Genomic DNA, 24585 nt, shown 5'->3' with positions numbered 1-24585 from the left:
TGACCGTGAGATCGGGTTACTGGACCAGGCAGACACCCCCGTTGAACTGGAACGCGGTGGGGCGCGGGTTGCTCGTGCCGAAGGTGCCCTGGATGCCGAAGGTGACCGTGCCGCTCTGCGGCAGGTCGCCGTTCCAGGCGACGTTACGGGCGGTGACGGCGGCCCCGGACTGGGTCACCTGCGCGTTCCAGGCGTTGGTGACCCGCTGGTCGGCACCGAAGGTCCAGGTCAACGTCCAACCGGTCACCGAGAACCCGAGGTTGGTGATCGACACCTCGGCGGTGAACCCGCCGTTCCACTGGTTGGGCTGCCAACTGACCCGGCACGAGACGGGCGGGGGCGTGCCGGGCGGGGTGGTGGTGGGCGGGGGCGTCGTGGGCGAGCTGGTCGGCGGGGCGGTCGTCGGCGGGGCAGTGGTCGGTTGCGGGGTGGCGGTGTCCCTCGGCGGGAAGCGCAGGATGCGGTCGTCGGTGGCCGCCGGGGTGCCGCGCCCGTCCCGGTTGCTGGTGGTGACCCAGAGCCAGCCGTCCGGCCCGTACTCGACGGTGCGCAGACGGCCGTAGGCGCCCGTCAACTCGGCCGTCGGGGTGCCGACCCCACCGGTCCCGGTGAGCGGCACGTTCCACAGCCGGGTACCCCGCAGCGCGGCGACGAAGAGCCGGTTGCCGGCGATCGCCGCGCCGCTCGGGGACGCCTCGGCGGTCGACCAGACCACGAGCGGATCCCGGAACCGGGGATCGTTGGCCCGACCCTCGACCGTCGGCCAGCCGTAGTTGCCGCCGGCCACGATGAGGTTGACCTCGTCCCAGGTGTTCTGCCCGAACTCGGCGGCATAGAGCCGGCCCTGGGCGTCCCAGGTCAGGCCCTGCACGTTGCGGTGCCCGAGGCTGTAGACCAGGGAGCCGGCCGTCGGGTTGTCCGATGGCACCGAACCGTCCGGCCGCATCCGGAGGATCTTGCCGTTGCGGCTCTGCGGGTTCTGCGCGTTGGCCGTCTGCCCCGCGTCGCCGACGCCGGCGTAGAGCATCCCGTCCGGGCCGAAGGCGATCCGCCCGCCGTTGTGGATGCTGGACCGGGCCAGCCCGGTCAGGACCGGCTCCTGGTTCTGGGGCGCGGTGAGCCGGAAGCGGACGATCCGGTTGTCCGTGGCGGTGGTGAGGTAGACGTAGACGTAACCGTCCTGGACGTACCCCGGGGAGACCGCGAGGCCGAGCAGCCCGCCCTCGCCCGTGGCGTTGACGCCGGAGACCTGGGCCACCTGCTCGGGGGCCTGCCCGGGGCGGACCCGCACCACCTGGCCGGAGTTGCGCAGCGCCGTCAGGGCGCTGCCGTCGGGCAGGAAGTCCATCCCCCAGGGGACCGTCAGGCCGGTGGCCACCACCTGGGGGCGGGTGAAGTCGAAGTCACCGGTGGCCAGGGCCACCGCGGCCGGTGCCTGGGCGGCCGGGGCGGCACCGGCGAGCGTGGCGGTGCCTGCGCCGGTCGCCGCGAGCCCCGCCACGACCGCCGCCACCACCATCGAACGGGCTCTCACGTCAGACACCTCCAGAGCAGCAAGCGACTGACGTCAATATAGCCCGGCCCCGGCGAAAGCCGCGGCCACGGACGAACCCAGCCGGAGACCGGCCTGCTCAGTGCGATGAGCTGACGCGACACCCCGACCCGGACACCCCCGATACGTGGTCCCGTCCGGGCCGGGGTGAGCGAACCGACCGCACCTCAGGCCCGGCCGGCGTCGCCGGACTGGGCCCATTCCTTCGCCAGCAGCTGGTAGGACCGCACCCGGTCGGCGTGATCGTGGGTGATCGTGGTGACCAGCAGCTCGTCGGCGCCGGTGACGTCCCGCAGGGTGCGCAACCGGGCGGCGACCGTCTCCGGCGCGCCGACGAACTGGGTGTCCACCCGGTCGGCGACGAGCTGCCGGTCGGCGTCCGTCCACGGCAGGACGGCGGCCTGCTCGGGACTCGGGTACGGGATCGCGCCCCCGCCGCTGCGGATGCCGCGCACCCATGGCGCGTACGGCACGGCCAGCCGACGCGCCTCGGCATCGGTGTCGGCGACCACCACGTCGGCGGAGACCACCAGGTACGGCTCGGCCAGCGCCGCCGAAGGTCGGAACGCGGCCCGGTAGGCGCCGACCGCGTCCAGCACCGAGGCGGGGCTGACGTGGTAGTTGGCGGCGAAGGGCAGGCCCAGCGCCCCGGCGAGTCGGGCGCTCTCCCCACCGCTGCTGCCCAGCAGCCACACCTGGAGGTCCGCCCCCTCCCCCGGGACGGCGTGCGCGTCCAGGCCGTCGGCGTCCCGGTAGTCGCCGCGCAGCAACGCGAGGATGTCGTCGAGCTGCCCGGCGAACGCGGGCGGCTGAGCACCGGCCTGGTGCAGCAGCGCGGCGGCGAGCGCGTACCGGGGTGCGCCGACGAGGTGGGCGAAGGAGAAAGGTGCGGGGATCAGCAGCCCGTCGACCACCCGGGCCTCGGCCGGTGGTGGCAGGGGCGCGGCGGGTTCCTGGGCGGCCTCGGCCCGACGCTGGCCGGACCGGCCGATGCCGAGGTCGATGCGACCCGGGTGGAGGGCGGCGAGGGTGCCGAACTCCTCCACCACCGACAGGGCGGTGCGGTGACCCACCTGCACCGCGCCGGAGCCGACCCGCAGCACGCTGGTGGCCGCGGCGACCTGCCCGATGAGCACGGCCGGGGCGGCACTGGCCACCCCGGCGGCCAGGTGGTGCTCGGCCAGCCAGTAGCGGCGGTAACCGAACTGTTCGACCCGGCGGGCCAGGTCCACGGTGTGCCGCAGGGCGTCGGTGACGGTGCCACCGGCGGGCACCGGGGACAGGTCGAGCACGGACAGTGCGGTCGATGACATCGGATTCCCCGTTTCTGGTCAGCGTGGTGCGGCGGCGGTCGCCGGCGGACGGAAGGGACGGCTGGGGATCTCCCGGCGCAGCACCGGCGCCACCTCGGCCTGGAACAGCTCCAGGCTCAGCCGGTGGGCCTTTTCGGTCAGCCCGTCGTGGTCGGCTTGGAGGTGCATCACCTCGTGGCCGAGCTGCCCGTGGTAGCGCAGCACCTTGTCGACGATCTGCTGCGGGCTGCCGACCAGCAGGGAGCTGCGGGCCACGGCGTCCTCGATGGTGGGGAAGACCGGTTCGACGCCGAGCCGGCGGAACGCGGCGAGCCGGGCCTCGAAGATCGGCCGGTACGTCTCGACCGCCTCCTGCGAGGTCCGGGCGGTGTAGAAGCCGGCGGTGCCGGCCCCGACGAGGGCGTCCGCCGGGTCGTGGCCGTGGTGCACCCACCGCTGCCGGTAGTAGCGCACCAGCTCGGCGTACGGCTCGACCGGGTTGGTGACGTTGGCGGAGAAGATCGGGTCGCCGTGGCGGGCGGCCAGGTCGACCGACTCCCGGCTGGTGGCGCTGCCGTGCCAGACCCGGATGGGCTGTTGCAGCGGACGGGGCCAGGTCTCGGCCTCGGTCAGCGCCGGTCGGTACCGGCCCGACCAGGTGACCCGGTCCTCCCGCCAGAGCCGACGGAACAGCTCGTAGCCCTCCCGGTTGCGGTCCCACTGATCCTCGGCGGTGACGTGGAAGAGCTGGGCCTGGGCGGTGCCGTTGCCCTTGCCGATGATCAGTTCCAGCCGACCGTCGCAGAGGTGGTCGAGGGTGGCGTAGTCCTCGTAGGCGCGGACCGGGTCGAGCAGGCTCAGCGTGGTGACGGCGGTGAAGAGCCGGATGGTGCGGGTCCGCGCCGCGATGTGGCTCAGCACCACCGGCGGGGAGGAGGAGATGAAGGGGCGTTCGTGTCGTTCGCCGACGCCGTAGCCGTCGAAACCGAGTTCCTCGGCGAGCACTGCCGTGTCGACCACCTCCCGGAACCGTTCGGTGGTGCTCCGGCGTCGTCCGGTGACCGGGTCGGGCAGGTGGGTGATCAGGGTGATCAGCAGGAACTTCATGCCGGGACCGGGGCCTTCCGTGCGGAGGCGGGGCGTACCACCAGGGCGTAGCAGCGGGAGTAGGGCAACGCGTCGTACGGCGGGAAGACCGGGACCGGCCGGTAGCCGGCGCGTTCGTAGCGGCGGACCGCGTCGGGTTGCCGGTCGCCGGTCTGGAGCACGATCCGGCCCGCGCCGAACTGCCCGGCCGCTTCGCGGGCGGCGTCCAGGAGCTGGTCGGCGACGCCCCGCCCCCGGTGGGCGGGCACCACGTACATCCGTTTGAGTTCCAGGTCGACGCCGTGCCAGCGCAGCGCGGCGTGGCCGACCGGGAGCGCGTCGGCGGTGTAGGCCACCCCGGTCCAGGCCACCGAGCCGGGGGCGAGCACCCGCGCCGGGGGCAGGTGGATCGGGTCGTGCGGACGGTCGGCGTAGCGCTGGCGCAGTTCCCCGGTCATCGCCGCCCGCAGGGCCACCGCGTCCGGGTCGTCCCAGCGCAGCCGGCAGACGGTGACCGGGGTGGACGTCTGCGGGCCGGTCATGCCGCACCGACCCGGGTGAGCGGGCGGGCGGGCCGCAGGCCGAGGTGGTCGCGCAGGGTGGTGCCGGTGTACTCGGTGCGGAACACGCCGCGTTCCTGGAGCAGCGGGACGACCCGGTCGACGAACTCGTCGAGTCCGCCCGGGGTCAGGTGCGGCACCAGGATGAACCCGTCGGCGGCGTCGGACTGCACGAAGTGGTTCATCCGCTCGGCGACCCGCTGCGGGGTGCCGACGAAGGACTGCCGGCCGGTGACCTCGATGATCAGGTCGCGGATGCCGAGGCCCTTCTCCTGCGCCAGCGCCCGCCACTGCCGGGCGGTGCCGACCGGGTCCGGGTACATCCCCGCCCGGCCCCGGCTGATCGCGTCGGCGGAGACGTCGGGGTCCTCGGCCGGCAGCGGGCCGTCCGGGTCGTACCCGGACAGGTCCCGGTTCCAGAGCTGTTCCAGCAGTAGGATGGCGGTCTGCGGGCTGACCTGCTGGCGGCGGATGTGGTGGGCGCGTTCCTGGGCCTCGGCGTCGGTGTCGCCGAGAACGAAGGTCACCCCCGGAATGATCTTCAGATCGTCGGGGTTGCGGCCGTAGCGGGCCAGCCGGGCCTTCACGTCCCGGTAGAACTCCTGACCGTCGGCCAGGGTGCCGTGCCGGGAGAAGATCGCGTCGGCGCTGGACGCGGCGAAATCCCGGCCGTCACCCGAGTCACCGGCCTGGAGGATCACCGGGTGCAGTTGCGGGCTGCGCGGCACGGTGAAGTGCCCGGCGATGTCGAACTGGTCGCCGCGGTGGGCGAAGACCCCCGGATCGGCCTCGTCGACGTAGCGGCCGCCGTCGCGGTCGCCGACGACCGCGTCCGCCGGCCACGACTCCCACAACTGCCGGGCGGTACGGACGAACTCGGCGGCCCGTTCGTAGCGCAGCGACCGGTCGAGGTAGCCGCCCCGGCGGAAGTTCTCCCCGGTGAACGCGTCGGAGGTGGTGACCACGTTCCAGGCGGCCCGGCCACCGGAGAGGTGGTCCAGGCTGGCCAGTTGCCGGGCCAGCTCGTACGGCTCCCGGAAGGTGGTGTTCAGGGTGCCGGCCAGACCCAGGTGGGTGGTGACGGCGGCGAGCGCGGCCAGCACGGTGAGGGTGTCCGGTCGACCCACCACGTCCAGGTCGTGGATCCGGCCCCGCTGTTCGCGCAGCCGCAGCCCCTCGGCCAGGAAGAAGAAGTCGAATCTGCCGCGTTCGGCGGTGCGGGCCAGGTGGACGAAGGAGGCGAAGTCGATGTGGCTGCCGGAGGCCGGGTCGCTCCACACGGTGGTGTTGTTCACCCCGGGGAAGTGCGCGGCGAGGATGATCTGCTTGGGCATGGGTGTCTCCTGGGATCAGTCGGTGCCCGCGACGGCGTACCGGTTGTCCGGCCGGGGCAGGCCGAGCAGGTCGCGTAGCGTCCCACCGGGGTGACCGGCGCGGAACAGGCCCCGGTCGCGCAGCGCTGGCACCACCGCCCTGGTGATCGTGACGAGGTCGTCGGGCAGCACGGCGGGACGCAGCCGGAAGCCGTCCGCCCCGGCCCGACGCCACTCGGCGAGCAGGTCGGCGAGCTGCCCGGGGCTGCCGGTGAAGGCGGCGGCGTCGGCGTGGAACTCCGCGCCGTGCAGCTCGTCCAACCGGGTCCGACGCCGCCGGGCCAGGGCCGGGGTGTCGTCGATCAGCACCTCCAGGTCGGCCAGGATCCGCAGTGGCGGGCCGGACCGGCCGACGGTCTCCTCCACCGCCCGGACCTCGGCGACGACGGCCTCGGCGTGCCCGGCGTCGGTGGGGGTGACGAAGACGACATCGGCGTGCCGGGCGGCGAACGCGTACGGCACCGTCGAGTGGGCCAGCGCGGCGACCACCGGTTGCCCCTGCGGCGGCCGGGGCACGATCGACGGCCCCCTGACCGAGAACCACCGACCGGTGAAGTCGGTGTAGTGCAGCCGGTCCCGGTCGACGAACCGGCCGGTCGGGACGTCGCGGATCTCCGCGTCGTCCTGCCAACTGTCCCAGAGCCGGCGGACCACCTCGACGGCGTCGGCGGCCTCGGCGAACAGGTCACCGACGAGCCGTGCGTGCTGCGGTTCGGCCAGCCGGGTCGGATCCAGCGGGGGCAGGTTCCGCCGGCCGAAGTGTCCGGCCTCGGAGCGGCGGGCGGAGACCCGGGGCAGCCAGCCGGCCCGGCCGCCGGTCACGTGGTCGAGGGTGGCCACCGCGGTGGAGACGTGGAACGGTTCGGTGTGCGTGACGCTTGTGGTCGGGATGAGCCCGATGTGCCGGGTCAGCGGGGCGATGCGGGCGGCGACAAGCAGCGCGTCGAGTCGGCCCCGGACCTGGTCGACCCGGCCGTCCGGCCCGTCGGGCAGGGACGACTGGAGGTCAAGCGAGTCCTCGATGGTGACCAGGTCCAGGGCACCCCGTTCGGCCTGTCCGACCAGGGACGCCCACCAGCGGGGGAACAGCGGCGCCGCCGGGTCGGCGTGGGACAGCCGCCAGGCGGCGGGGTGCCAACCGAGGCCGTCGAGGGCGACGGCCAGGTGCAGGGTGGGATCGGGCATGGTTCTCCTCCTACGGTCAGCCGGCGGTGACGAGCGTGGGCAGCGCGTCGAGCAGGGACCGGGTGTGGTGGTGCCGGGGATAGCTGAAGACGTCGCCGACCGGACCCTGCTCGACCACCGCGCCGTCGTGCAGGACCAGCACCCGGTCGGCGAGGTGGTGCACCACGCCCAGGTCGTGGGAGATGAACAGCAGGGCGGTGCCGTCGGCGGCCCGCAGCTCGGCCAGCAGGTCGAGGACCTGGGCCTGGACGGAGACGTCCAGGGCGGAGACCGGTTCGTCACAGATGATCAGGCTGGGCCGGGGGGCGATGGCGCGGGCGATGGCGACGCGTTGCCGTTGCCCGCCGGACAGCGACCGGGGGTGCCGGTCGACAAGCTCCGGGCCGAGGCCGACCCGGTGCAGCAGGGCGACCACCCGGTCGCTCCGGTCCGGCCCGGGGTCGAGGTTCTCGGCGACGAGCCGGCCGACGGTGTACCGGGGGTCGAAGGAGCCCAACGGGTCCTGGGAGATCAGCTGCATCCGTCGGCGCAGCGGACGGCGGGTCCGCTCCGGCACCCCGGACCACCTGGTGGACTCGAAGGTGACGGTGCCGGCGTCGGCGGCGAGCAGGCCGGCGACGAGGCGGGCGATCGTGCTCTTGCCGGAGCCGGACTCGCCCACCAGCCCCAGCGTCTCGCCCCGGGCGACGCTGAACGAGACGTCCCGCACGACGGTGTGCGGGCCGTACCGCCTGGTCAGGCCGACCGCGGCCAGCACGGTGTCGTCCGGACGGACGGCGGGCCGCGCCGGCAGCGGGGTACGCCCCAGCGCCGGCACCGCGCAGCCGTCGCGGACCCGGGCCGGTTCGCCGAGCCGACGCCCCCGTGACGTGGCCGACGGCACCGCGGCAAGCAACTGCCGGGTGTACGGGTGTTGCGGGGCCCGCAGCACCCGCCCGGTCGGACCGTGTTCGACGATCCGGCCGTCTCGCATCACCAGGACCCGGTCGGCCACCTGGGCGACCACCGCCAGGTCGTGACTGATCAGCAGCAGCCCGACCCCGGTGGCCCGCCGTTCGGCGAGCAGCCGCAGGATCTGCGCCTGCACGGTGACGTCCAGCGCGGTGGTCGGCTCGTCGGCGATGAGCAGGGCGGGTTCGCCGGCGATCGCCGAGGCGATCAGCGCCCGCTGCCGCAGCCCGCCGGAGAGTTGGTGCGGGTACTGCCGCGCCCGGCGGCCGGGTTCCGGCACGTGCACCTGGTCGAGCAGGTGGGTGACCCGGCCGGCGCGTTCCCACCGACCGACGATGTCGTGCGCGGCGAGCACCTCGCCGATCTCCGCGCCGACGGTGCGCAGCGGGTCGAGGGAGGCCAGCGCGTCCTGCACCACCAGCCCGGCGAGCCGGCCCCGCACCCGCCGCCAGTCCCGTGGTCGGTAGGCCCGCACGTCCCGGCCGGCGAGGTCGAGCCGGGCGGCCCGGACCCGGGCACCGTCACCGGCCAGACCGACCAGGGTACGGGCGGTGACGCTCTTGCCCGAGCCGGACTCCCCCACGACCGCGACGCACTCGCCGGCCCCGACGGTGAGGTCGATGCCGCGTACCGCCTCCACCGGGCCGGTCGGGGTGTCGAAGGTGACGTGCAGGTCCTCCACGGTGAGCAGCGGGGCCATCACGGCTGCCGCCCGTCGAAGCGGACCTGCCAGTGTCGTCCGACCACGGTCAGCGCCACCACCGTGGCGGTGACCGCCGCGCCCGGCAGCACCGTCATCCACCAGGCCACCTGCAGGTAGTTGCGGCCCTCGGAGAGCATCGCGCCCCACTCCGGTGACGGTGGCTGCGGGCCGAGGCCGAGGAAGCTGAGCCCGGCGGCGGCCAGGATCGCCTCACCGAGCCCGATCACGGCGAGCACCGGGACCGGGCCGATCACGTTGGGCAGCACGTGCCGCAGCACCAGCCGGGGCCGGGACAGGCCGAAGCTGACCGCCTGTTCGACGTACCCGGCCCGGCGCACCAGCAGGGTCTGTCCGCGTACCACCCGGGCGTGGTGCGGGAGGGTGGCGATGCCGATGGCGACGATCAGGCTGGCCGTGCCGGGGCCGGCGACCGTGATCAGCAGCAGCGCCAGCAGCAGCAGCGGGAACGCCGACAACGCGTCGAAGGACCGGCTGAGCGCCTCGTCGGCGAACCGGTGGGCCAGCCCGGCGAGCAGTCCGAGCAGCACCCCGCCGGTGACCGCGATCGCGGTCGCGGCGAGACCGATGGTCAGCGAGTGCCCGGCACCGTGCACCACCCGGGTCCAGACGTCACGGCCGAGGTGGTCGGTGCCGAACCAGTGCGCCGCGTCGGGGGCGGTGAGCACGGCGCGCGGGTCGGCGGCGAGCGGATCGCCGGGTGCCAGCAGCGCCGGGAGGACCGCCGCGACGACCAGCAGGACGAGGTACGCCCCGGCGGCGAGCAGTCCCGGTCGTGGCCGGCCCCACCGTCGGCGGGCCGGGGCGGGCGGATCGACGCCGAGGGGGACCGCCGCGACGGCGGTGGGCGTGGGACCCAGGGTGACGGTCATCGTCAGCTCCTTCGCAGGCGCGGGTCGACGAGCAGGTGGGTCAGGTCGGCGGCGGTGTTGACCAGCACGTAGACGGCGGCGGAGAGCGTCACCACGGCCAGCACCACCGGCATGTCCTTGCTGGTCACCGCGCTCAGGGTGACCTGGCCGAGACCGGGTCGGCCGAACACCTGCTCGACGATGACGGCACCGCCGAGCAGGATGCCGAAGAGCCAGCCGGCGAGGGTGACCGCCGGCAACAGGGCGTGCCGCAGGGCGTGGCGCAGCAGCACCGCCCGTTCCCGCACCCCCCGGGACCGGACGGTCAACACGAACGGCTCGTCCAGCGCCCGGTCCAGGCCGTCGCGCAGCACCTGGGCGAGCAGGCCGGCGATGGGCAGGGCCAGGGTGACCGCCGGCAGCACCACGGCGGCGGTCCCCTGGTCGCCGGAGACCGGGAACAGCCCGTACCGGAAGGACAGCACACTGAGCAGCACGATGCCGATCAGGAACGGCGGGGTGGAGACCAGCAGGAGTTCGACGCCGGAGCTGGCCCGGCGCGGCCAGCGCCGGCGACGGCCGGCGGTGCCGACCGCCATCGCGACGGCCAGCAGCGCCCCGAGTCCGGCGGCGGCGACGGCGAGGGTCGCGGTGGGGGCGAGTTGCTCGCCGATGACCTCGGCGACCGGACGTTGCAGCAGGTAGGAGCGGCCCAGGTCGCCCCCGGCCAGCCGCCACAGGTAGTCGAGGTACTGGACGACCGCCGGCCGGTCCAGGCCCCACTCGGCGATGATCTGGGCGCGGATCTGCGGGGTGTCCGCGCCGTCGGCGACGATGCTGTCCACGGTGTCCCCGGGCGCGGCCAGCAGCGCCAGATAGGCGGCGGTGGCGGCGACCCAGAGCACGACGAGGCCGGTGGCGACCCGGCGGAGCACCGCCCGGAGCAGGCTCATCGCGCGATCCACAGGTCGTACGCGCTGGCCGGCACCCCGGCGGTGGGTTCGAACCGTGCCCCGCCCACGGTGGTGCTGGCGGCGATCTGGTCGGCCGGGGCGTAGAGCGGCAGGGCGAGCGCCTGCTCCGCGACGACCCGCTGTTGCAGCTCGGCGTAGCCGGCGGCCCGACGGGACGGGTCGGCGGTGGCCTGCCCGGCCTCCAGGAGCCTGTCGAGCTGCGGGTCGTTGATCCGGGCGCGGTTGATGCCGCCCCCGGAGTGCAGCAGCAGGTTCAGCGCCGCTCCGGCGTCGGTGTCGGCGCGGGAGTTGTCGAAGACCTCGTACTCGTTGCGCTCGAACGCCTGCTGGGCGGTGCCCTGGTCGACCAGGGAGACCCTGAGGTCGATGCCGGCGCTCTGCTTCACCGCCGCCTGTACGGCCTGGGCGAGCACGTCGCGGCGGTCCCGGACGTACGGGGCGGCCTGCACCAGCCGTACGGTGAGCCGCCGGCCGTCCCGGGTGCGGTACCCGTCGGCGTCGCGGGTCTTCCAGCCGGCCTGGTCGAGCAGGCTGTTGGCCTTGGCGGTGTCACCGCCGTAGCCGCCTTCCAGCCGCCTGTCGTAGAGCGGGCTGGACGGGCTGACCACGCTCCACGCCCGGGTGGCGGTGTCCCGGTAGACCGAGGCCAGCACGGTGTCGACGTCGAGGGCCTCCCGGAACGCCTGCCGGACCCGCAGGTCGTCGAAGGGGGCGCGGGAGACGTTGAAGTAGTACGAATAGGCCGAGCCGGAGTTCAGCTCGCGGGTCAGCCGCAGTCGGGGGTTGCCGGTGATCAGTGGCTGGTCGGTGGCGGGCACGCCCTCGATGAGCTGTACCTGGTTCGAGGTGAGGGCGCCGACCCGCACCGCGGACTCCTTGAGGAACCGGTAGGTGATCTCGTCGAGGTGGGCCGGGCCGGTGTGGGTGGCGGTGGGCGGGGCCCAGTCGTAGCCGGGGTTGCGCCGGTAGTGCAGTTCCTGGCCGGGGACGTAGCGGTCCAGCACGAACGGCCCGGTGCCGACGACGTCGACGCCGCCGGCCTTGAGGTTCTTCGCCTCCCGCAGCGACCTCGGCGACACCTGGGCACCCTGCGGGGAGGCGAGGAAGTCGAGGATGAGCACGTCGGGGGCGGTCAGGGTGAGCCGTACGGTGCGCGGGTCGACGACCTCGACGGCCCGGAGGTTGCGCAGTTGCACGGCGGCGACCGCCGGCGCGTACCCGGGCTCGCGGAGCTTGTCGAGGTTGACCTTGACGGCGGCGGCGTCGAACGGGGTGCCGTCGGTGAAGGTCACCCCGGCGCGCAGCGGCAGGGTGTAGCTCAGGCCGTCCGGCGTGGCCTGCCAGCCGGTCGCCAGCCAGGGCACCAGCTTGCCCTGGCTGTCGTAGGTGAGCAGCGACTCGAAGCTGTTCCAGACCAGCAGGCGGGCCTTGGCCTGGGCGTACTGGTGCGGGTTGAGGGTGATCGGTTCGGTTTCCACGGCCCAGGTGAGGGCACCGCCGGAGCGGGGTTGCCCGGCGGCCTCGACGGCCGGGGTGGTGGCGGTGGCGCAGCCGGCGGCGAGCGCGAGCACGGCGGCGACGGCGAGGGTCCGCAGGGGGCGGACGGACATGACGGGGTCTCCTGTCCAGACAGGCGGGAGTGGGTACGCCGACAACCGGCCGGGCACAGGGCGCGGGCCGGTGGAGGGTGTCGGAAACAGTGCGGCGGTCAGCTCGGCGGTGAGCCCCACCTCGACGGGCCGGTACGGCGCGTCGGGTACGGGTGTGGGTGCCGGGTCAGGCCAGACAGGAACTCGACCACACCCGACCGAAGTCGATGTGGCCGCGGATCGTCAGCCGCAGCTCGCTGGACATGGGCCGAGTCCACCTCCGTGGCGCCGGTGATGTCAACGAAACACGCGTCGGATGTCGGCTATCGCACGTGGAGCGATCGATCCGTTGACGCATTGCATACTAAGGCTATAGGATTTACAGGTATTGCGCCCGGCGGGATCGGCGCGTCGATCGAGCGGCAGGACGGTCAGGCGGCGGGACGGCGGGACGCCCCGTCCGGGCCGCCGGCCAGACCGGCGTACCGGCCCCGGTGGTACAGCAGCGGCGATCCGACGTCGCTGTGCCGGATCAGCTCCGGCTCGGCGAGCACGATCGCGTGGTCGCCGACGGTCACCCGCTCGACCACCCGGCAGAGCAGCCACGCCAGGGTGTCGTCGAGGATCGGCACCCCCTCCGGCCCGACCCGCCACCGGGTCGGTGCGGCGAACCGGTCGATACCGCTGGTGGCGAAGGTGCGGGCCAACTCCTGCTGGTGGTGGGCCAGCAGGTGCACGGCCAGATGCCGGGTCCGGGCCACCGTCGACCAGCTCGACGAGCCGACGTTCAGGCAGAACGAGACGATCGGCGGGGCCAGCGACACCGAGGTGAACGAGGTGGCGGTGAAGCCGACCGCCGGGGCACCGGGCGCGGTGACCACCGTGACGGTGCTGGCCTGGTGGCGCAGCAGCGTACGCAGCGCGTCCGCGTCGGCCTCGACCGGCGGCGGGAGATGGTCGGGCACGGTCATCTGACGGGCCTCCTGCGGACGGATCGGACGGTCACGGCCGGGCGGCGGGCGCGTGCCGCTCGTACGGGATCTTCTCGCCGGCCTCGACGGCGACCGGCAGGCGGTTCTCCACCGGCGGCAGCGGACAGGTCGCGAAGTCGGTGTACGCGCAGGGCAGGTTGGCGGCCCGGTTGAAGTCCAGCGTCACCCGGCCCTGGGCGTCCGGGGCGTCGACGGCCAGCGCCCGGTTCGCCGGATAGGTGGTGACGCCGGAGGTGGCGTCGGTGAACAGCACCGACAGGCTGCCCGGCGTGAAGCCGTCGAACGCGGTCAGCCGCAACGGCACCCCGTCGACGCTGAACTCGATCCGACCGGGGGCGTCGTAGACGTGCTCGAGCCCCTCCACCGCCGCACCGACGGTGGTCGGCCGGGGCGTGTCGAACGGCACGTACCGCCCGGCGAGGACCCAGCGCGGTGTCGGCGGGTATGCCGGGGTGCCCCGGAAGGCGGTGCGCAGTGGATGGTCGGGGCGGCGGGGGCGCAGGATGTCCCGCCCGCCGCGACGGGCCACCTCCAACACCCCGCCCTCGATCCCGACGGTGCGCCCACCACGCTCGGCTATCGGCCCGAACCCGTGCCGGCCCCGCACCGGCCGACCGTCGACGGTGAGCTGCTCGCCCCCGGCCAGGGTGACGACCACCCCCTCGTCGCCGGTGTGCCACTGCCCGGGCAGGTCGGGGAAGCGCTGCGGCCGGGCGGTGAGCCAGTGCAGACCGGTGACGGCGAGGAAGCCGTACGGTGCGGCCAGCGTCTCCTCGTGCCGCCGGTGCCAGTCCCGCCAGTCGCTGACGAAGGGCCCGATGTCGTGCGCTGCGTCGGTCATGTGAGCTCCCCGGGTCGGGTGAGGTGGTCGTGGCGGCGGATCGGGACCGGCGTCGGGGCCGGGCGCGGCACCGGGCCCGACGTCGCGGACCGCCACCGGCCGGCGCAGGCCGGCGACCAGCAGGCGGCGGCACGGACGGTCAGACGGTGGCGGACAGTCCGGGACAGCGCTGCGCGGCGACCCGCATCAGGTCTACGACCCGGCGAGAGGCGAACAGCATGGCGAGCAGCATGAATCGATTTTCCTATCAATGCGATAGGACTTCAAGCCCCTGCCCGGAACGATCGGGCAGCCCGACCGTCCGACCGGTTCAGGACAGGCCGGTGGGCACCCGGGCCGTCATCGGCCGGCCGACCAGCCGGCGCAGGGCGAGGTAACCGACGCAGCCGAGGCAGAGGTCGAAGGCCGCGTTGAGGAACGCCGCCACCAGCGCCGCGCCGGTCGCGGCGAAGCCCAGCGCCGGTACGCCGACGAACTGGCCGATCGCGGCGACCAGCACGAAGAGCAGGCCGACGAGTTGGGCGAAGCGCACCGGCGCGGCGGGCTCCAGCTCGCGGGGCGGGGCGAGCCGGGGCGCGACGAAGACCCGGTAGAGCAGCCCGTACGGGCCGAGGCGGGGACTGGCCGCGGTCACCGCGAAGACCACCGCCTGGGCGATCAGCGGCACCGTCGACCCGGTGACGAGGGCGACGGCGAGGACGACGGTGGTCACGGCGGCGGCGAACCGCGGCGCGCGGGGGTCGAGCAGCATGAGGGGTCCGTTCAGCCAGGGGTGACGCCGGGGTTCGCAGGACCGGGGCCGGCGCTGTGGGGGCGGGGTGGGGTCAGCCGAGGACGGCCGGCGGACAGAGGCTCGCCGCCAGCCGACCGTGATCCACCGCCCGCCGACGGGTCAACGCCGCGCCGGCCGTCCGCCGGCCCGCGCCCACCCGCCCACGGCGCCCCACCGGCCTGCCCGTACCCGACCGCCGGCCCGCGCTCACCGGCCGGCCCCGACGCGCAGGGGGCGGAGTGCGGCGATCAGCTCCTGCCGGTCCGGCACCCCGCTCGCCCGCCGCACGACCCGGCCGGCGGCGTCCACCACCAGCACCGTCGGGGTACGCCAGACGCCCAGTTCCCGGGCCGCGTCGAGGTGCCGTTCGGCGTCGACCTCCACCAGGTGGAGCCCGTCGACCTGTTGCTGCACCTCGGCCAGCAGCCGGCGGGTGACCCGGCAGGGGGCGCAGACCGCCGATGAGAACTGCACGAGCGTGACCGTCCCGGCGGGGACCCCGAGCGTGGCCAGGACCGGCGACCGGGCGTCGTCGGACGCCGACCTGGGCGTGGCCGGGTGGAGCCGGCCGTCGCGTCGCCGCCACCACCAGCCGAACAGGGCGGCGAGCACGAGCACGCCGACCAGCGCCAGCAGGCGGGCCGCAGTGGGGTGCACGGATCCACCCTGCCACAGCCGGCGGCGGGCGACGTCCACCGTCCGGATGATCCGTACCACTCTCACCTGCGTAAACGGCCCACCGCCGGCATCGGGTCAGTGCCGCAGGGTGAGGGTGACCGTGCCGGTGGCCGCCCCGGACGGGTCCACGACGACGGTGTAGACACCGGTGGCCGGCAGGACTGTCGCGTCGATCCCACCGACTCCGTTGACCACACAGCCGGTGCCCACCGGCTCGCCGTCGGGGTCGCGCAGCTCCAGCGGTGAGCACTGGTCGGGCAGCGTGGCGTCGGTGGCCGTCACGGTCACCGACGTGCCGGCCGTGCCGGTGAACCGGTAACCCCGCACGGTGCCGGGCTGGTCGACGGTCACCACGACCGGCGGGCCGTCGACGGTGATCGTGCCGATCTGGTCGCGGGTGGCGAACAGCCGCAGCGCGACCGTGCCGACGGTGCGGTCCACCGGGTCCACCAGCACGGTGTACGTCCCGTCGGCGGGCAGCACCGTGCCGTCGATGTCGCCGCTGCCGTTGACGACGCAGCCGCTGCTCAGCTGCTTTCCGGCCGGGTCGAGCAGTTCCAGCGGGGAGCACTGGTCCGGCAGGGTGCTCTCCGGTACCTCGACGAAGACCCGCTGGCCGGCGACACCGGTGAACCGGTACCGGGCCCGGCCGCCCGGCTCGGCGATCGTCACCGAGACCGCCGGAGCATCCGGTCGCAGGGCGCCGGTGGTGTCCCGGGCCGCGTAGACCCGCACGGTGGCCCGACCGGTGTCACCGGCGGCGGCGTCGACCACCACCGTGTACCTGCCGTCGCGGGTGAGGTCGGTGCGGTCGATGTGACCACGCCCGTTGATGTTGCAGCCGCTGGCCACCTCCGCCCCGGTCGGGTCGAGCAGCCGGTACGGGGAGCAGCGGTCGGCCAGGCCGGGCGCGCTGACGTCGACGAACACGGCGTCGCCGGCCCGGGCGGGGAAGATCAGCGGATCGCCGCCCGGGGTCAGCGCCCCGGTGGCGACCGGGGTCGCGGCGATCGGCGCGGCGGCCGGCGGGGCGATCCGCTCGGTGCCGACGCCGCTGACCGCGAACTCGGGACGGCCGGTCACCCCGACGTCGAAGACGCACTCGGCGAGCTGCCAGGGGTCGGTGACCCCGGCCCACCGGCACACCTGCTCGGCGCGGGCCCGCCGGGTCGGGTCGAGGTCGTCCACAGTCACCGCGCGGTCCGGGAAACCACGGTCGGTGAACGACCCGGTGTCCCGGCCGTCGGCATAGCTGAACAGGGAACTGTCCCGGGTGACCCGCCAACCGTCCGCGTACGACGGGTAGAGCTTCCCGAACGGCACGGGCTGGCTCAGCGTGGCACCGGACGGCGCGGCGATGTCGTCGCTCGGGTCACCGTCGAAGTCGCCGAGCAGTCCCCGTACCTTCCCGGCCCGGCCCGGGGCCAGCCTGGTCAGTACCCGGTAGCCGTAGGGGCCGATCTGGTCGACGGCGGCGGCGGAGCGGTCGGGCCAGCGCAGGTCGTAGCCGTCGGCGGGACCGGTGTCGGAGTCGCGGCGGGTGAGCGTGCCGCCGCCGGGCAGGTCCGTCTCCCCCGGCGGCAGCACGCGGGCGGTGCCGTCGACGCGTACCTCGGTGTCGCCGTCGACCAGGGTGAGGGCGACCCGGTGCGCGCCGATCCGGAAGGCGACGGCGGTGTTGACCGACACCGTCCGCGAGTCGCCCATCGGGGCCTGCCGGGCCTGCACCGCCAGCGGGTCGCCCGAGGTCGACTCGACGAGCACGAACTCGCCGACGGCCTGGAAGTCGTAGTAGTGCCTGTCGAAGGTGACCAGGTGCGGGTCGCCGTTGCTGCCACCGCAGTCGGCCCCGTCCTCGCAGAGCTTCACCGGCCCCTTCGGCGGCGGGGTCTTCTTCGCGGGTTTCCGGCACTCGTCGAAGCTCTTCGGCAGCGGCTTGCCGTCGTACTCGGTGCGCGGTGGCAGGCCCTTGGCCGCCCGGTACCTGTTCTCGGCCAGGGTCGCCTTGACCTCGGCGCTCTTGATCCCGGTGGCGCCGCAGTCGCCCTTGGGCACGGCGTCGCGGGAGATGTCGTCGGAGTGGTTCAGCTCGTGGTACAGCGCCGCGCACGGGTCCCGGGCGATCCCGTCGCCGTACGGGTCGACCGAGGTCGGGTTCCAGGTCACCGTGGACGAGCCCTTGCCGTCCTTGCTGTCCGGGGTCTCGAAGGAGCCCGACCCGCCGGGGGTGGGGATGATCCGCACCCGGGGTGACTTCGGGTCCTTGAGCCGGGGCAGGATGCCCGCCGGGTCACCGCCGGCCGCCGCGAACCCCTGTAGGCAGCCGTCGACCGCCGCCTGGAAGTCGACACCGCTGACCGGAACCCCGGAACTCGGGTCGACCTGGTAGTCGGCCCGCGCCGGCCGTCCGGTCCCGCCGACGCCGGCCCCGACGCCGACGAGCAGCAGCGCCATCACGGCAGCGGCCGGGCGACGGCGACCACGCCGCAGGAGCAGGACCGCCAGCGCACCGACGACGACCAGTAGCAGCACCACCCCGCCGCCGAGCAGCCAACGCCACCGTCCAGGGACGGTCGGGGTGCCGTCGCCGACGGTGAAGCTGGTGGTCCGCAGCGCCGTCGCACCCGGGCACGGGTTGTCGAGCCCGGTCACCGGCAGCACGGTGTAACCCGCCGTCACCTCGTAGCGGCCGGCTGCCCCGACCGGCCACCGGGTGTCCAGCCCACCGCCGTCCGGGGTCGCCGCCACCGACCTCAGCACCACGGCTCCGGCATCGGTCCCCTCGTGCACCCGGATGCTCACCAGCGACACCGTCACGCTCGCCCCGGGCTCCACGGTCGACGTGCCGGCGGTGGCGGCCGCGCCGATGCCGTCGCCGTAGAAGCTGCGGCCCAGGGCCGGGACCAGTTCCTGCCCGTCCCGGCGGACCGAGGTCACCTGCACCGTGCCCTCGGCCGCCGTGGCCAGCCCGCAGGCCGCGCCGGTGGCGTTGTCGACCGTGAGCGTCAACCGGATGGCCTCGCCCGGCGCGTACCGCGCAGCGGCGGTCCGCAGGTCCAGCCCGAGGCCCCCACCGGCCGGCGCGGCGTAGGCCGGCACCGGCCCCGCCGCCATCGCCGCCACGAGGACCGCGAGCCCACCGACGAGTCGCACGATCATCTTCATGGCCGGCACTCTAGGACCGGGATTCCCGGTATTCCCGCGACTGTCGTCCATCGGTCGCCGCCGCCACGGCCTCCCGGTACGGGGGGCGGCCGTCGCCGACTTCCGCCGGCCACCCCCCTGTGACCGACGGTTACCCGGTGACGACCTCACGCAGCCGGGCGGCGAAGCCGGCCGGGTCGTCGGCGAAGCCGAGGTGCCCGCCGGGGAACATGGTGGGCGGCGCCCCCAGGGCGGCGGCCAGCGCCCGGGAGCTGCGGTCGCACAGCTCCCCGCCCGACTCCTCGCCCAGGCCGACCAGCACCCGGGTCGGGCCGTCGCGCAGCGCGGCGACGTCCGGTGCGAAGCGGGTCGTGCCCCGCAGGGTGTGCAGGTACTGGTAGCTCTCGTCGGCGGCGTCCTGCGGGTCCGGTTCGTGGCCGAACATGCCCTGGATCATCTCCTCCGGCATGGTGATGTTCGCGTTGGCGAGGAACTTCCGCCAGGCGCCCAGCCGGTCGCCGCGCCGGTAGGTCTCGACCATGTCGTCCTCCCGGGCGAGGAGTTCGGCGCGGTCGTCGAGCAGGAGCAGCAGCGGCGGTTCGTGGGCGATCACGGTGTGCGCCGCCTGCGGGTGGGTCTGGGCGAGCGCCAGCACGGTGACCGCGCCGCCGCTGGAGCCGAGCACCGTCGCCGGGCCGGCGTCCAGGTGGGCCAGCAGCCGGGCCAGGTCGTCGGCGCGCAGCTCGGGGGTGGAGTCCTGCTCGGGGTCGTGCAGCCGGCTGTGGCGGATGCCACGCGGGTCGGTGGTGAGCACGGTGTGGTCGGTGGCGAGCAGGTCGGCCAGGGGCGCGAAGGTGCGCGCGTCCATCGGCGCGGCGACCAGCGCCACCAGGGGGCCCCGGCCGCGTACCTCGAAGTACAGGGTGCCGTCGGGGACGGCCAGGGTGGCGGTGGTCACCGGCACGGTGGTGGGAGTGCTCATCTCGGGTCCTCCGGAGGTTCAGGTGCGAGGCCTACCCGGTACAGACTCCCCGCGAGCTGCAGAATCGTCGGTCGTGAGCATTATTCTCGCCGGCATGGCGGCCGACGACCACGACGTGACCCTGACCCGGGCCCGGGGCGGGGACGACCTCGCGTTCACCACGTTGGTCGCACCGCTGCGACCGGGGCTGCACGCACACTGCTACCGGATGCTCGGCTCCCCGCACGACGCCGACGACGCGGTCCAGGAGGCGCTGCTGCGGGCCTGGCGGGCACTGCCCCGCTTCGAGGGGCGCAGTTCGCTGCGCACCTGGCTCTACGCCGTCGCCACCCGCACCTGCCTCGACGTTGCCGCCGGGCGGGGCCGGCGGGCATTGCCCGTCGACCTGGGGCCGGCCAGCGCACACGCCGTGCCGGACAGCGCCGCCGCCGGGCACGTCCGGTGGCTCGGCCCGTATCCCGATGCCGCCCTGGCCGCCGGTCCGGCCGCCCCCGACGCCCGGTACGAGCTACGGGAGGCCGTCGAGCTGGCCTTCGTGGCCGCGCTGCAACACCTGCCCGGCAACCAGCGCGCCGCCCTGCTGCTGTTCGACGTGCTCGGCTTCACCGCCGCCGAGATCGCCGCCATGATGGGCACCTCCACCGGCTCGGTCAACTCCGCCCTGGCGCGCGCCCGCCGGGTCGTCGCCGAACGGACGCCGACCCGCAGCCAGCAGCGGACCCTGCGCACGCTCGGTGACACCCGACTGCGGGAGATCGTCGCCGGCTACGCCACCGCCCTGGAGAACGGCGACGCCGACGCCCTGGTCGCCCTGCTCACCGAGGACGTCACCTGGTCGATGCCACCGCTGCCGCACTGGTACGCCGGCCGCGACGCGGTGCTCGACTTCGCGCAGGCGGTGCCGTTGACCACCTGCGGCAGTTGGCGGCACGAGCCGGTGACGGCCAACGGCCAGCCGGCGGTGGCCCACTACCTGCGCCGCGACGGCACCGGCCCGTACCTGCCCTGGTCGCTCACCGTGCTGACGGTGCGTGACGGCCGGATCGCCCAGCTCACCTCGTTCCTCGACGGCACGCTGTTCCCGGCGTTCGGCCTGCCGACCACCCGCTGACGGTGGCCCGGCCGGTGGGCGTCGCGCACGCCCACCGGCCGAGACGCGCCGGTGTTCAGGCCAACGGCGTGGTCAGGGTGTACGAGGCGTCGCCGGCGAAGGTGCTGCCGGCGGCGTACGGGTCGACCCGCAGCACGTAGTCGTAGTGCCGCAGGTAGCGCCCCGGATGGTTCCACGACTCGAAGGAGTAGCTGCCGCCCCCGGCCAGCCCGGCACGGCTGCAGAAGGTGGCGTCCCCGGCGAAGACGGCGCTGCCGTCGTTGCCGGCCAGCCGGATCGAAAAGTCCCAGTGCCGCAGGTAGGAGCCGTTGACCGCGCGGAACGAGTAGCAGGAGGCGTTGGCGAGCCCGGCGACGATCTGGAAGGTGGCGTCCTGCCGGTCGGCGAGCGCGCTGCCGCTGTTGAGCACGTCGATGCGGGCGAGGTTGTCGCGGTGGCGGACGTACCGGTCGGGGAAGTTCGCCGAGCGCAGCGAACGGTTCCCGGTGGGCGGCGCGGAGGTGTCGCCGACGCTCTCCCGCAGCACCGTGAAGTGCCGCACCGTGCCGGACAGGCCGGCCAGCTCGGTCTTGCCGGTGAAGCCGTACAGGTCGCTGCTGTCGGCGGAGTAGTAGCGGCCGGCACCGTACTGGTCGAAGTAGATGCGCCACCGGTTGTCGGGCAACCGGACCAGGGCGGGGCCTTCGAGGCCGGCGCCCCAACCGGCCCAGTTGCCGGTGCCGACCCAGCTCCACGGGCCGGTCAGCGCGCTGGCGGTGGCGTGCTCGATGTACTTGGTGGTCTCGTTCTTGGTGAAGTTGTGGTAGGTGCCGCCGACCTTGACGATGAAGCTGTCGATGTGGTTCGTGCCGATGCCGGTGAGCGCGGCCGGCGCGCTCCACGCCGTCAGCGCCGCGTTCGTCGCGGTGATCCGGTACGGCTGGAACTGCCCTGCCGTGCCGGTCTGGGACACCGACACCACGATGTGCACGCTGCCGTCGCTGTCGACGAACCACTCGGGCGCCCAGGTGCTGCCGTTGGCCGGGGCGACGGAGATGGTGACGTTGCGCTGGAACGTCCAGCTCAGGTAGTCGGCGCTGCGGGCGATGCCGATGGTGTTGCCGGTCCAGCCGGTGGTGTAGACGAGGTAGTAGTAGCCGTCGGTGTGCCGGATGACGCTGGGGTCGCGGACCAGCCCGGACGGCGGGGTGTAGGCGTTGGCCCGCTGGAGGGTGAACCGGGTGGCGTCGGCCGAGTCGTAGACGTACATGTTGGATTCGCTGCTGTTGGTGAACGCGGTCATCAGGTAGTGCGGGACCGGCCCGGCGGCGTTGGCCCGCGCGGGCGCGGCGACCAGCAGGCCCCCGAGCACGCAGAGCACCACCGCCAGCGCGGTTTGACGGAGACGTCCCATCGACACACCCTTCCCATTAAATCGATGAACGTCATTCTGCACTGTTGCCGGGGCTTTTCGTAGGTGTTGCGCCCGACGGCGGAGTCCGGACCTCGCGCGACGGCCCGGCCCGGCATGGGCCGGCGTCAGCGGCCGACGTAGGCCGCGAGGTGTTCGCCGGTGAGCGTGGAGCGGGCGGCGACCAGGTCGGCGGGGGTGCCCTCGAAGACGATCCGTCCGCCGTCGTGGCCCGCGCCGGGGCCGAGGTCGACGATCCAGTCGGCGTGCGCCATCACCGCCTGGTGGTGTTCGACGACGATGACCGAGGTGCCGGCGTCGACCAGCCGGTCGAGCAGGCCGAGCAGTTGTGCCACGTCGGCGAGGTGCAGCCCGGTGGTCGGCTCGTCGAGGACGTAGACACCGCCCCGGTCGGCCATCCGGGTGGCCAGCTTCAACCGCTGCCGCTCGCCGCCGGAGAGCGTGGTCAGCGGCTGACCGAGACGCAGGTAGCCGAGCCCGACGTCGGCCAGCCGGCCGAGGACGGCGCTCGCCGCCGGGGTACGCGCCGGACCCGCGCCGAAGAACTCCGCCGCCTCGGTCACCGACATCGCGAGCACCTCGCTGATGTCCCGACCGCCGAGGTGGTACGCCAGCACGGCGGCCTGGAACCGCCTTCCCTCGCACTCCTCGCAGACGGTGGCGACCCCGGCCATCATCGCCAGGTCGGTGTAGACGACACCGGCACCGTTGCAGCCGGGGCAGGCCCCCTCGGAGTTGGCGCTGAACAGCGCCGGCTTCACCCCGTTGGCCTTCGCGAACGCCTTGCGGATCGGGTCGAGCAGCCCGGTGTACGTCGCCGGGTTGCTCCGCCGCGACCCCCGGATCGCCCCCTGGTCGATCGCGACCACCCCGTCGCGCCCCGACACCGAGCCGTGGACCAGGGAACTCTTGCCCGACCCGGCCACTCCGGTGACCACCACCAGCACTCCCAGCGGAATGTCGACGTCGACGTCGCGCAGGTTGTGCGTGTCCGCGCCGCGCACCTGGAGCACGCCCGACGGGGTGCGCACCGTCGGCTTCAGCGCGGTCCGGTCGTCCAGGTGCCGCCCGGTCAGGGTGCCGCTGGCGCGCAGCCCGGCGACGGTGCCGGTGAAGACCACCTCGCCACCTGCCGAGCCGGCACCCGGGCCGAGGTCGACGACGTGGTCGGCGACGGCCACCACCTCCGGCTTGTGCTCCACCACCAGCACCGTGTTGCCCTTGTCCCGCAACCGCAGCAGCAGGCTGTTCATCCGCTGGATGTCGTGCGGGTGCAGCCCGACGGTGGGCTCGTCGAAGACGTAGGTGACGTCGGTCAGCGAGGATCCGAGGTGACGGATCATCTTGGTCCGTTGCGCCTCCCCACCGGACAGGGTGCCCGTCGGCCGGTCCAGCGACAGGTAGCCCAACCCGATCTCCTCGAACGAGTCGAGGAGCCGTTGCAGGCCGGTGAGCAGCGGGGCCACCGAGGGCTCGGCGAGGCCCCGTACCCAGTCGGCGAGGTCGCTTATCTGCATCGCGCAGACGTCGGCGATGTTCCGCCCGTCGATCTTCGACGACCGGGCCTCCGGGCCCAGCCGGGTGCCGGCGCACTCGGGGCAGGTCGTGAAGGTCACCGCGCGCTCCACGAACGCCCGGATGTGCGGTTGCAGGGTGTCGACGTCCTTGGCCAGGAACGACTTCCGGATCTGCGGGATCAACCCGGCGTACGTCAGGTTGATGCCGTCGACCTTGATCTTGGTGGGTTCCCGGTACAGCAGATCGTGCAACTCGGTCTTCGTGTACCGGCGGATCGGCTTGTCCGGATCGAAGTAGCCGCAGCCCCGGAAGATCCGCCCGTACCAGCCCTCCATGCTGTAGCCGGGGATGGTCAGCGCGTCCTCGTTGAGCGACCGGGTGTCGTCGTAGAGCGCCGACAGGTCGATGTCGGTGACCGCGCCCATCCCCTCGCAGCCCGGACACATCCCACCGAGCCGGTGGAAGGTCGCCTTCTCGGTCTTCGTCCGCCCGGCGCCCCGCTCGACGGTGATCGCCCCACTGGCCCGCACCGAGGGAACGTTGAACGAGTACGCGTTGGGCGGGCCGATGTGCGGCTGCCCCAACCGGCTGAACAGGATGCGCAGCATGGCGGTGGCGTCGGTGGCGGTGCCCACCGTGGAGCGGGCGTTCGCCCCCATCCGCTCCTGGTCCACGATGATCGCCGTGGTCAACCCGTCGAGCACGTCCACCTCGGGCCGGGCCGACGTCGGCATGAAGCCCTGCACGAAGGCGCTGTAGGTCTCGTTGATCAACCGCTGCGACTCGGCGGCGATCGTGCCGAACACCAGCGAACTCTTGCCCGAGCCGGAGACCCCGGTGAACACGGTCAACCGGCGCTTCGGCAGCTCGATGCTGATGTCACGCAGGTTGTTCACCCGCGCGCCCTGCACCCTGATCAGATCGTGGCTGTCGGCAGCGTACGGCCCGGCTGAGCGGTCGTCCGTGCTCATCGCGTCTCTCCAAACCATCGGACGGGCCACT

The 24585-nt window shown here is 73.8% G+C and carries 19 protein-coding genes; 1 reads left to right on the top strand and 18 read right to left on the bottom strand.

Translation table 11 applies throughout. From position 1 onward, the window contains the following. Positions 1-16: 16 nt before the first annotated feature. From OHQ87_RS07825 to OHQ87_RS07750, 16 genes are all read right to left on the bottom strand, one after another. Complete coding sequence (locus OHQ87_RS07825) at positions 17-1534, bottom strand: PQQ-dependent sugar dehydrogenase (RefSeq protein ID WP_328346371.1); 1518 nt, start codon at positions 1532-1534, stop codon at positions 17-19. Between the two features lie 185 nt (positions 1535-1719). Then, on the bottom strand, positions 1720-2865 hold the full coding sequence (locus OHQ87_RS07820; RefSeq protein WP_328346369.1) for an LLM class flavin-dependent oxidoreductase: 1146 nt from the start codon (positions 2863-2865) through the stop codon (positions 1720-1722). A gap of 18 nt (positions 2866-2883) precedes the next feature. Continuing rightward, complete coding sequence (locus OHQ87_RS07815; RefSeq protein ID WP_328346367.1) at positions 2884-3951, bottom strand: LLM class flavin-dependent oxidoreductase; 1068 nt, start codon at positions 3949-3951, stop codon at positions 2884-2886. Next, positions 3948-4472, bottom strand: a complete 525-nt coding sequence (locus OHQ87_RS07810; protein WP_328346366.1) for a GNAT family N-acetyltransferase — start codon at positions 4470-4472, stop codon at positions 3948-3950. Before OHQ87_RS07810 ends, OHQ87_RS07815 begins: the two co-directional genes overlap by 4 nt. Beyond that, the gene (locus tag OHQ87_RS07805) at positions 4469-5824 is read right to left on the bottom strand and encodes an NtaA/DmoA family FMN-dependent monooxygenase (RefSeq protein ID WP_328346364.1); all 1356 of its coding nucleotides are present in this window, start codon (positions 5822-5824) and stop codon (positions 4469-4471) included. Before OHQ87_RS07805 ends, OHQ87_RS07810 begins: the two co-directional genes overlap by 4 nt. A 15-nt stretch (positions 5825-5839) precedes the next feature. Beyond that, positions 5840-7048 carry an LLM class flavin-dependent oxidoreductase gene (locus OHQ87_RS07800; RefSeq protein ID WP_328346362.1) on the bottom strand — a complete coding sequence of 403 codons (1209 nt, stop codon included), beginning with the start codon at positions 7046-7048 and terminating at the stop codon, positions 5840-5842. 16 nt (positions 7049-7064) lie between these two features. Beyond that, entirely contained in the window at positions 7065-8699 is a 1635-nt protein-coding gene (locus OHQ87_RS07795) for an ABC transporter ATP-binding protein (RefSeq protein WP_328346360.1), read from the bottom strand. Further along, entirely contained in the window at positions 8699-9592 is an 894-nt protein-coding gene (locus OHQ87_RS07790) for an ABC transporter permease (RefSeq protein WP_328346358.1), read from the bottom strand. The genes OHQ87_RS07795 and OHQ87_RS07790 overlap by 1 nt, the downstream gene beginning before the upstream one ends. Positions 9593-9594: 2 nt before the next feature. Then, on the bottom strand, positions 9595-10524 hold the full coding sequence (locus OHQ87_RS07785; protein WP_328346356.1) for an ABC transporter permease: 930 nt from the start codon (positions 10522-10524) through the stop codon (positions 9595-9597). Further along, positions 10521-12155, bottom strand: coding sequence for an ABC transporter substrate-binding protein (locus OHQ87_RS07780; protein WP_328346354.1), 1635 nt, complete (start codon positions 12153-12155; stop codon positions 10521-10523). The genes OHQ87_RS07785 and OHQ87_RS07780 overlap by 4 nt, the downstream gene beginning before the upstream one ends. Before the next feature lie 410 nt (positions 12156-12565). After that, positions 12566-13105, bottom strand: coding sequence for a flavin reductase family protein (locus OHQ87_RS07775; RefSeq protein ID WP_328346352.1), 540 nt, complete (start codon positions 13103-13105; stop codon positions 12566-12568). 31 nt (positions 13106-13136) lie between these two features. After that, complete coding sequence (locus tag OHQ87_RS07770; RefSeq protein WP_328346350.1) at positions 13137-13967, bottom strand: DUF1684 domain-containing protein; 831 nt, start codon at positions 13965-13967, stop codon at positions 13137-13139. 310 nt (positions 13968-14277) lie between these two features. Beyond that, positions 14278-14718, bottom strand: a complete 441-nt coding sequence (locus tag OHQ87_RS07765; RefSeq protein ID WP_328346348.1) for a DUF4395 domain-containing protein — start codon at positions 14716-14718, stop codon at positions 14278-14280. 228 nt (positions 14719-14946) lie between these two features. After that, entirely contained in the window at positions 14947-15435 is a 489-nt protein-coding gene (locus OHQ87_RS07760) for a TlpA family protein disulfide reductase (RefSeq protein ID WP_328346346.1), read from the bottom strand. Positions 15436-15492: 57 nt separating this feature from the next. Further along, positions 15493-18582 carry a VWD domain-containing protein gene (locus tag OHQ87_RS07755; protein WP_328346344.1) on the bottom strand — a complete coding sequence of 1030 codons (3090 nt, stop codon included), beginning with the start codon at positions 18580-18582 and terminating at the stop codon, positions 15493-15495. Between the two features lie 130 nt (positions 18583-18712). Further along, complete coding sequence (locus OHQ87_RS07750) at positions 18713-19543, bottom strand: alpha/beta fold hydrolase (RefSeq protein WP_328346342.1); 831 nt, start codon at positions 19541-19543, stop codon at positions 18713-18715. A gap of 73 nt (positions 19544-19616) precedes the next feature. Here OHQ87_RS07750 and OHQ87_RS07745 point away from each other — a divergent pair, with 73 nt between their 5' ends. After that, positions 19617-20654, top strand: a complete 1038-nt coding sequence (locus tag OHQ87_RS07745) for a sigma-70 family RNA polymerase sigma factor (RefSeq protein ID WP_328346340.1) — start codon at positions 19617-19619, stop codon at positions 20652-20654. Between the two features lie 55 nt (positions 20655-20709). Here OHQ87_RS07745 and OHQ87_RS07740 read toward each other — a convergent pair whose 3' ends face one another. Together OHQ87_RS07740 and OHQ87_RS07735 are read right to left on the bottom strand one after the other, a co-directional pair. Further along, positions 20710-22047, bottom strand: coding sequence for a glycoside hydrolase family 43 protein (locus OHQ87_RS07740; protein ID WP_328346338.1), 1338 nt, complete (start codon positions 22045-22047; stop codon positions 20710-20712). 125 nt (positions 22048-22172) lie between these two features. Further along, on the bottom strand, positions 22173-24572 hold the full coding sequence (locus tag OHQ87_RS07735; protein ID WP_442930711.1) for an ATP-binding cassette domain-containing protein: 2400 nt from the start codon (positions 24570-24572) through the stop codon (positions 22173-22175). Between the last annotated feature and the right edge of the window lie 13 nt (positions 24573-24585).

The organism is Micromonospora sp. NBC_00421 (genome assembly GCF_036017915.1).
GTDB lineage: Bacteria > Actinomycetota > Actinomycetes > Mycobacteriales > Micromonosporaceae > Micromonospora.
This window is presented reverse-complemented; position numbering and strand designations above follow the sequence as displayed.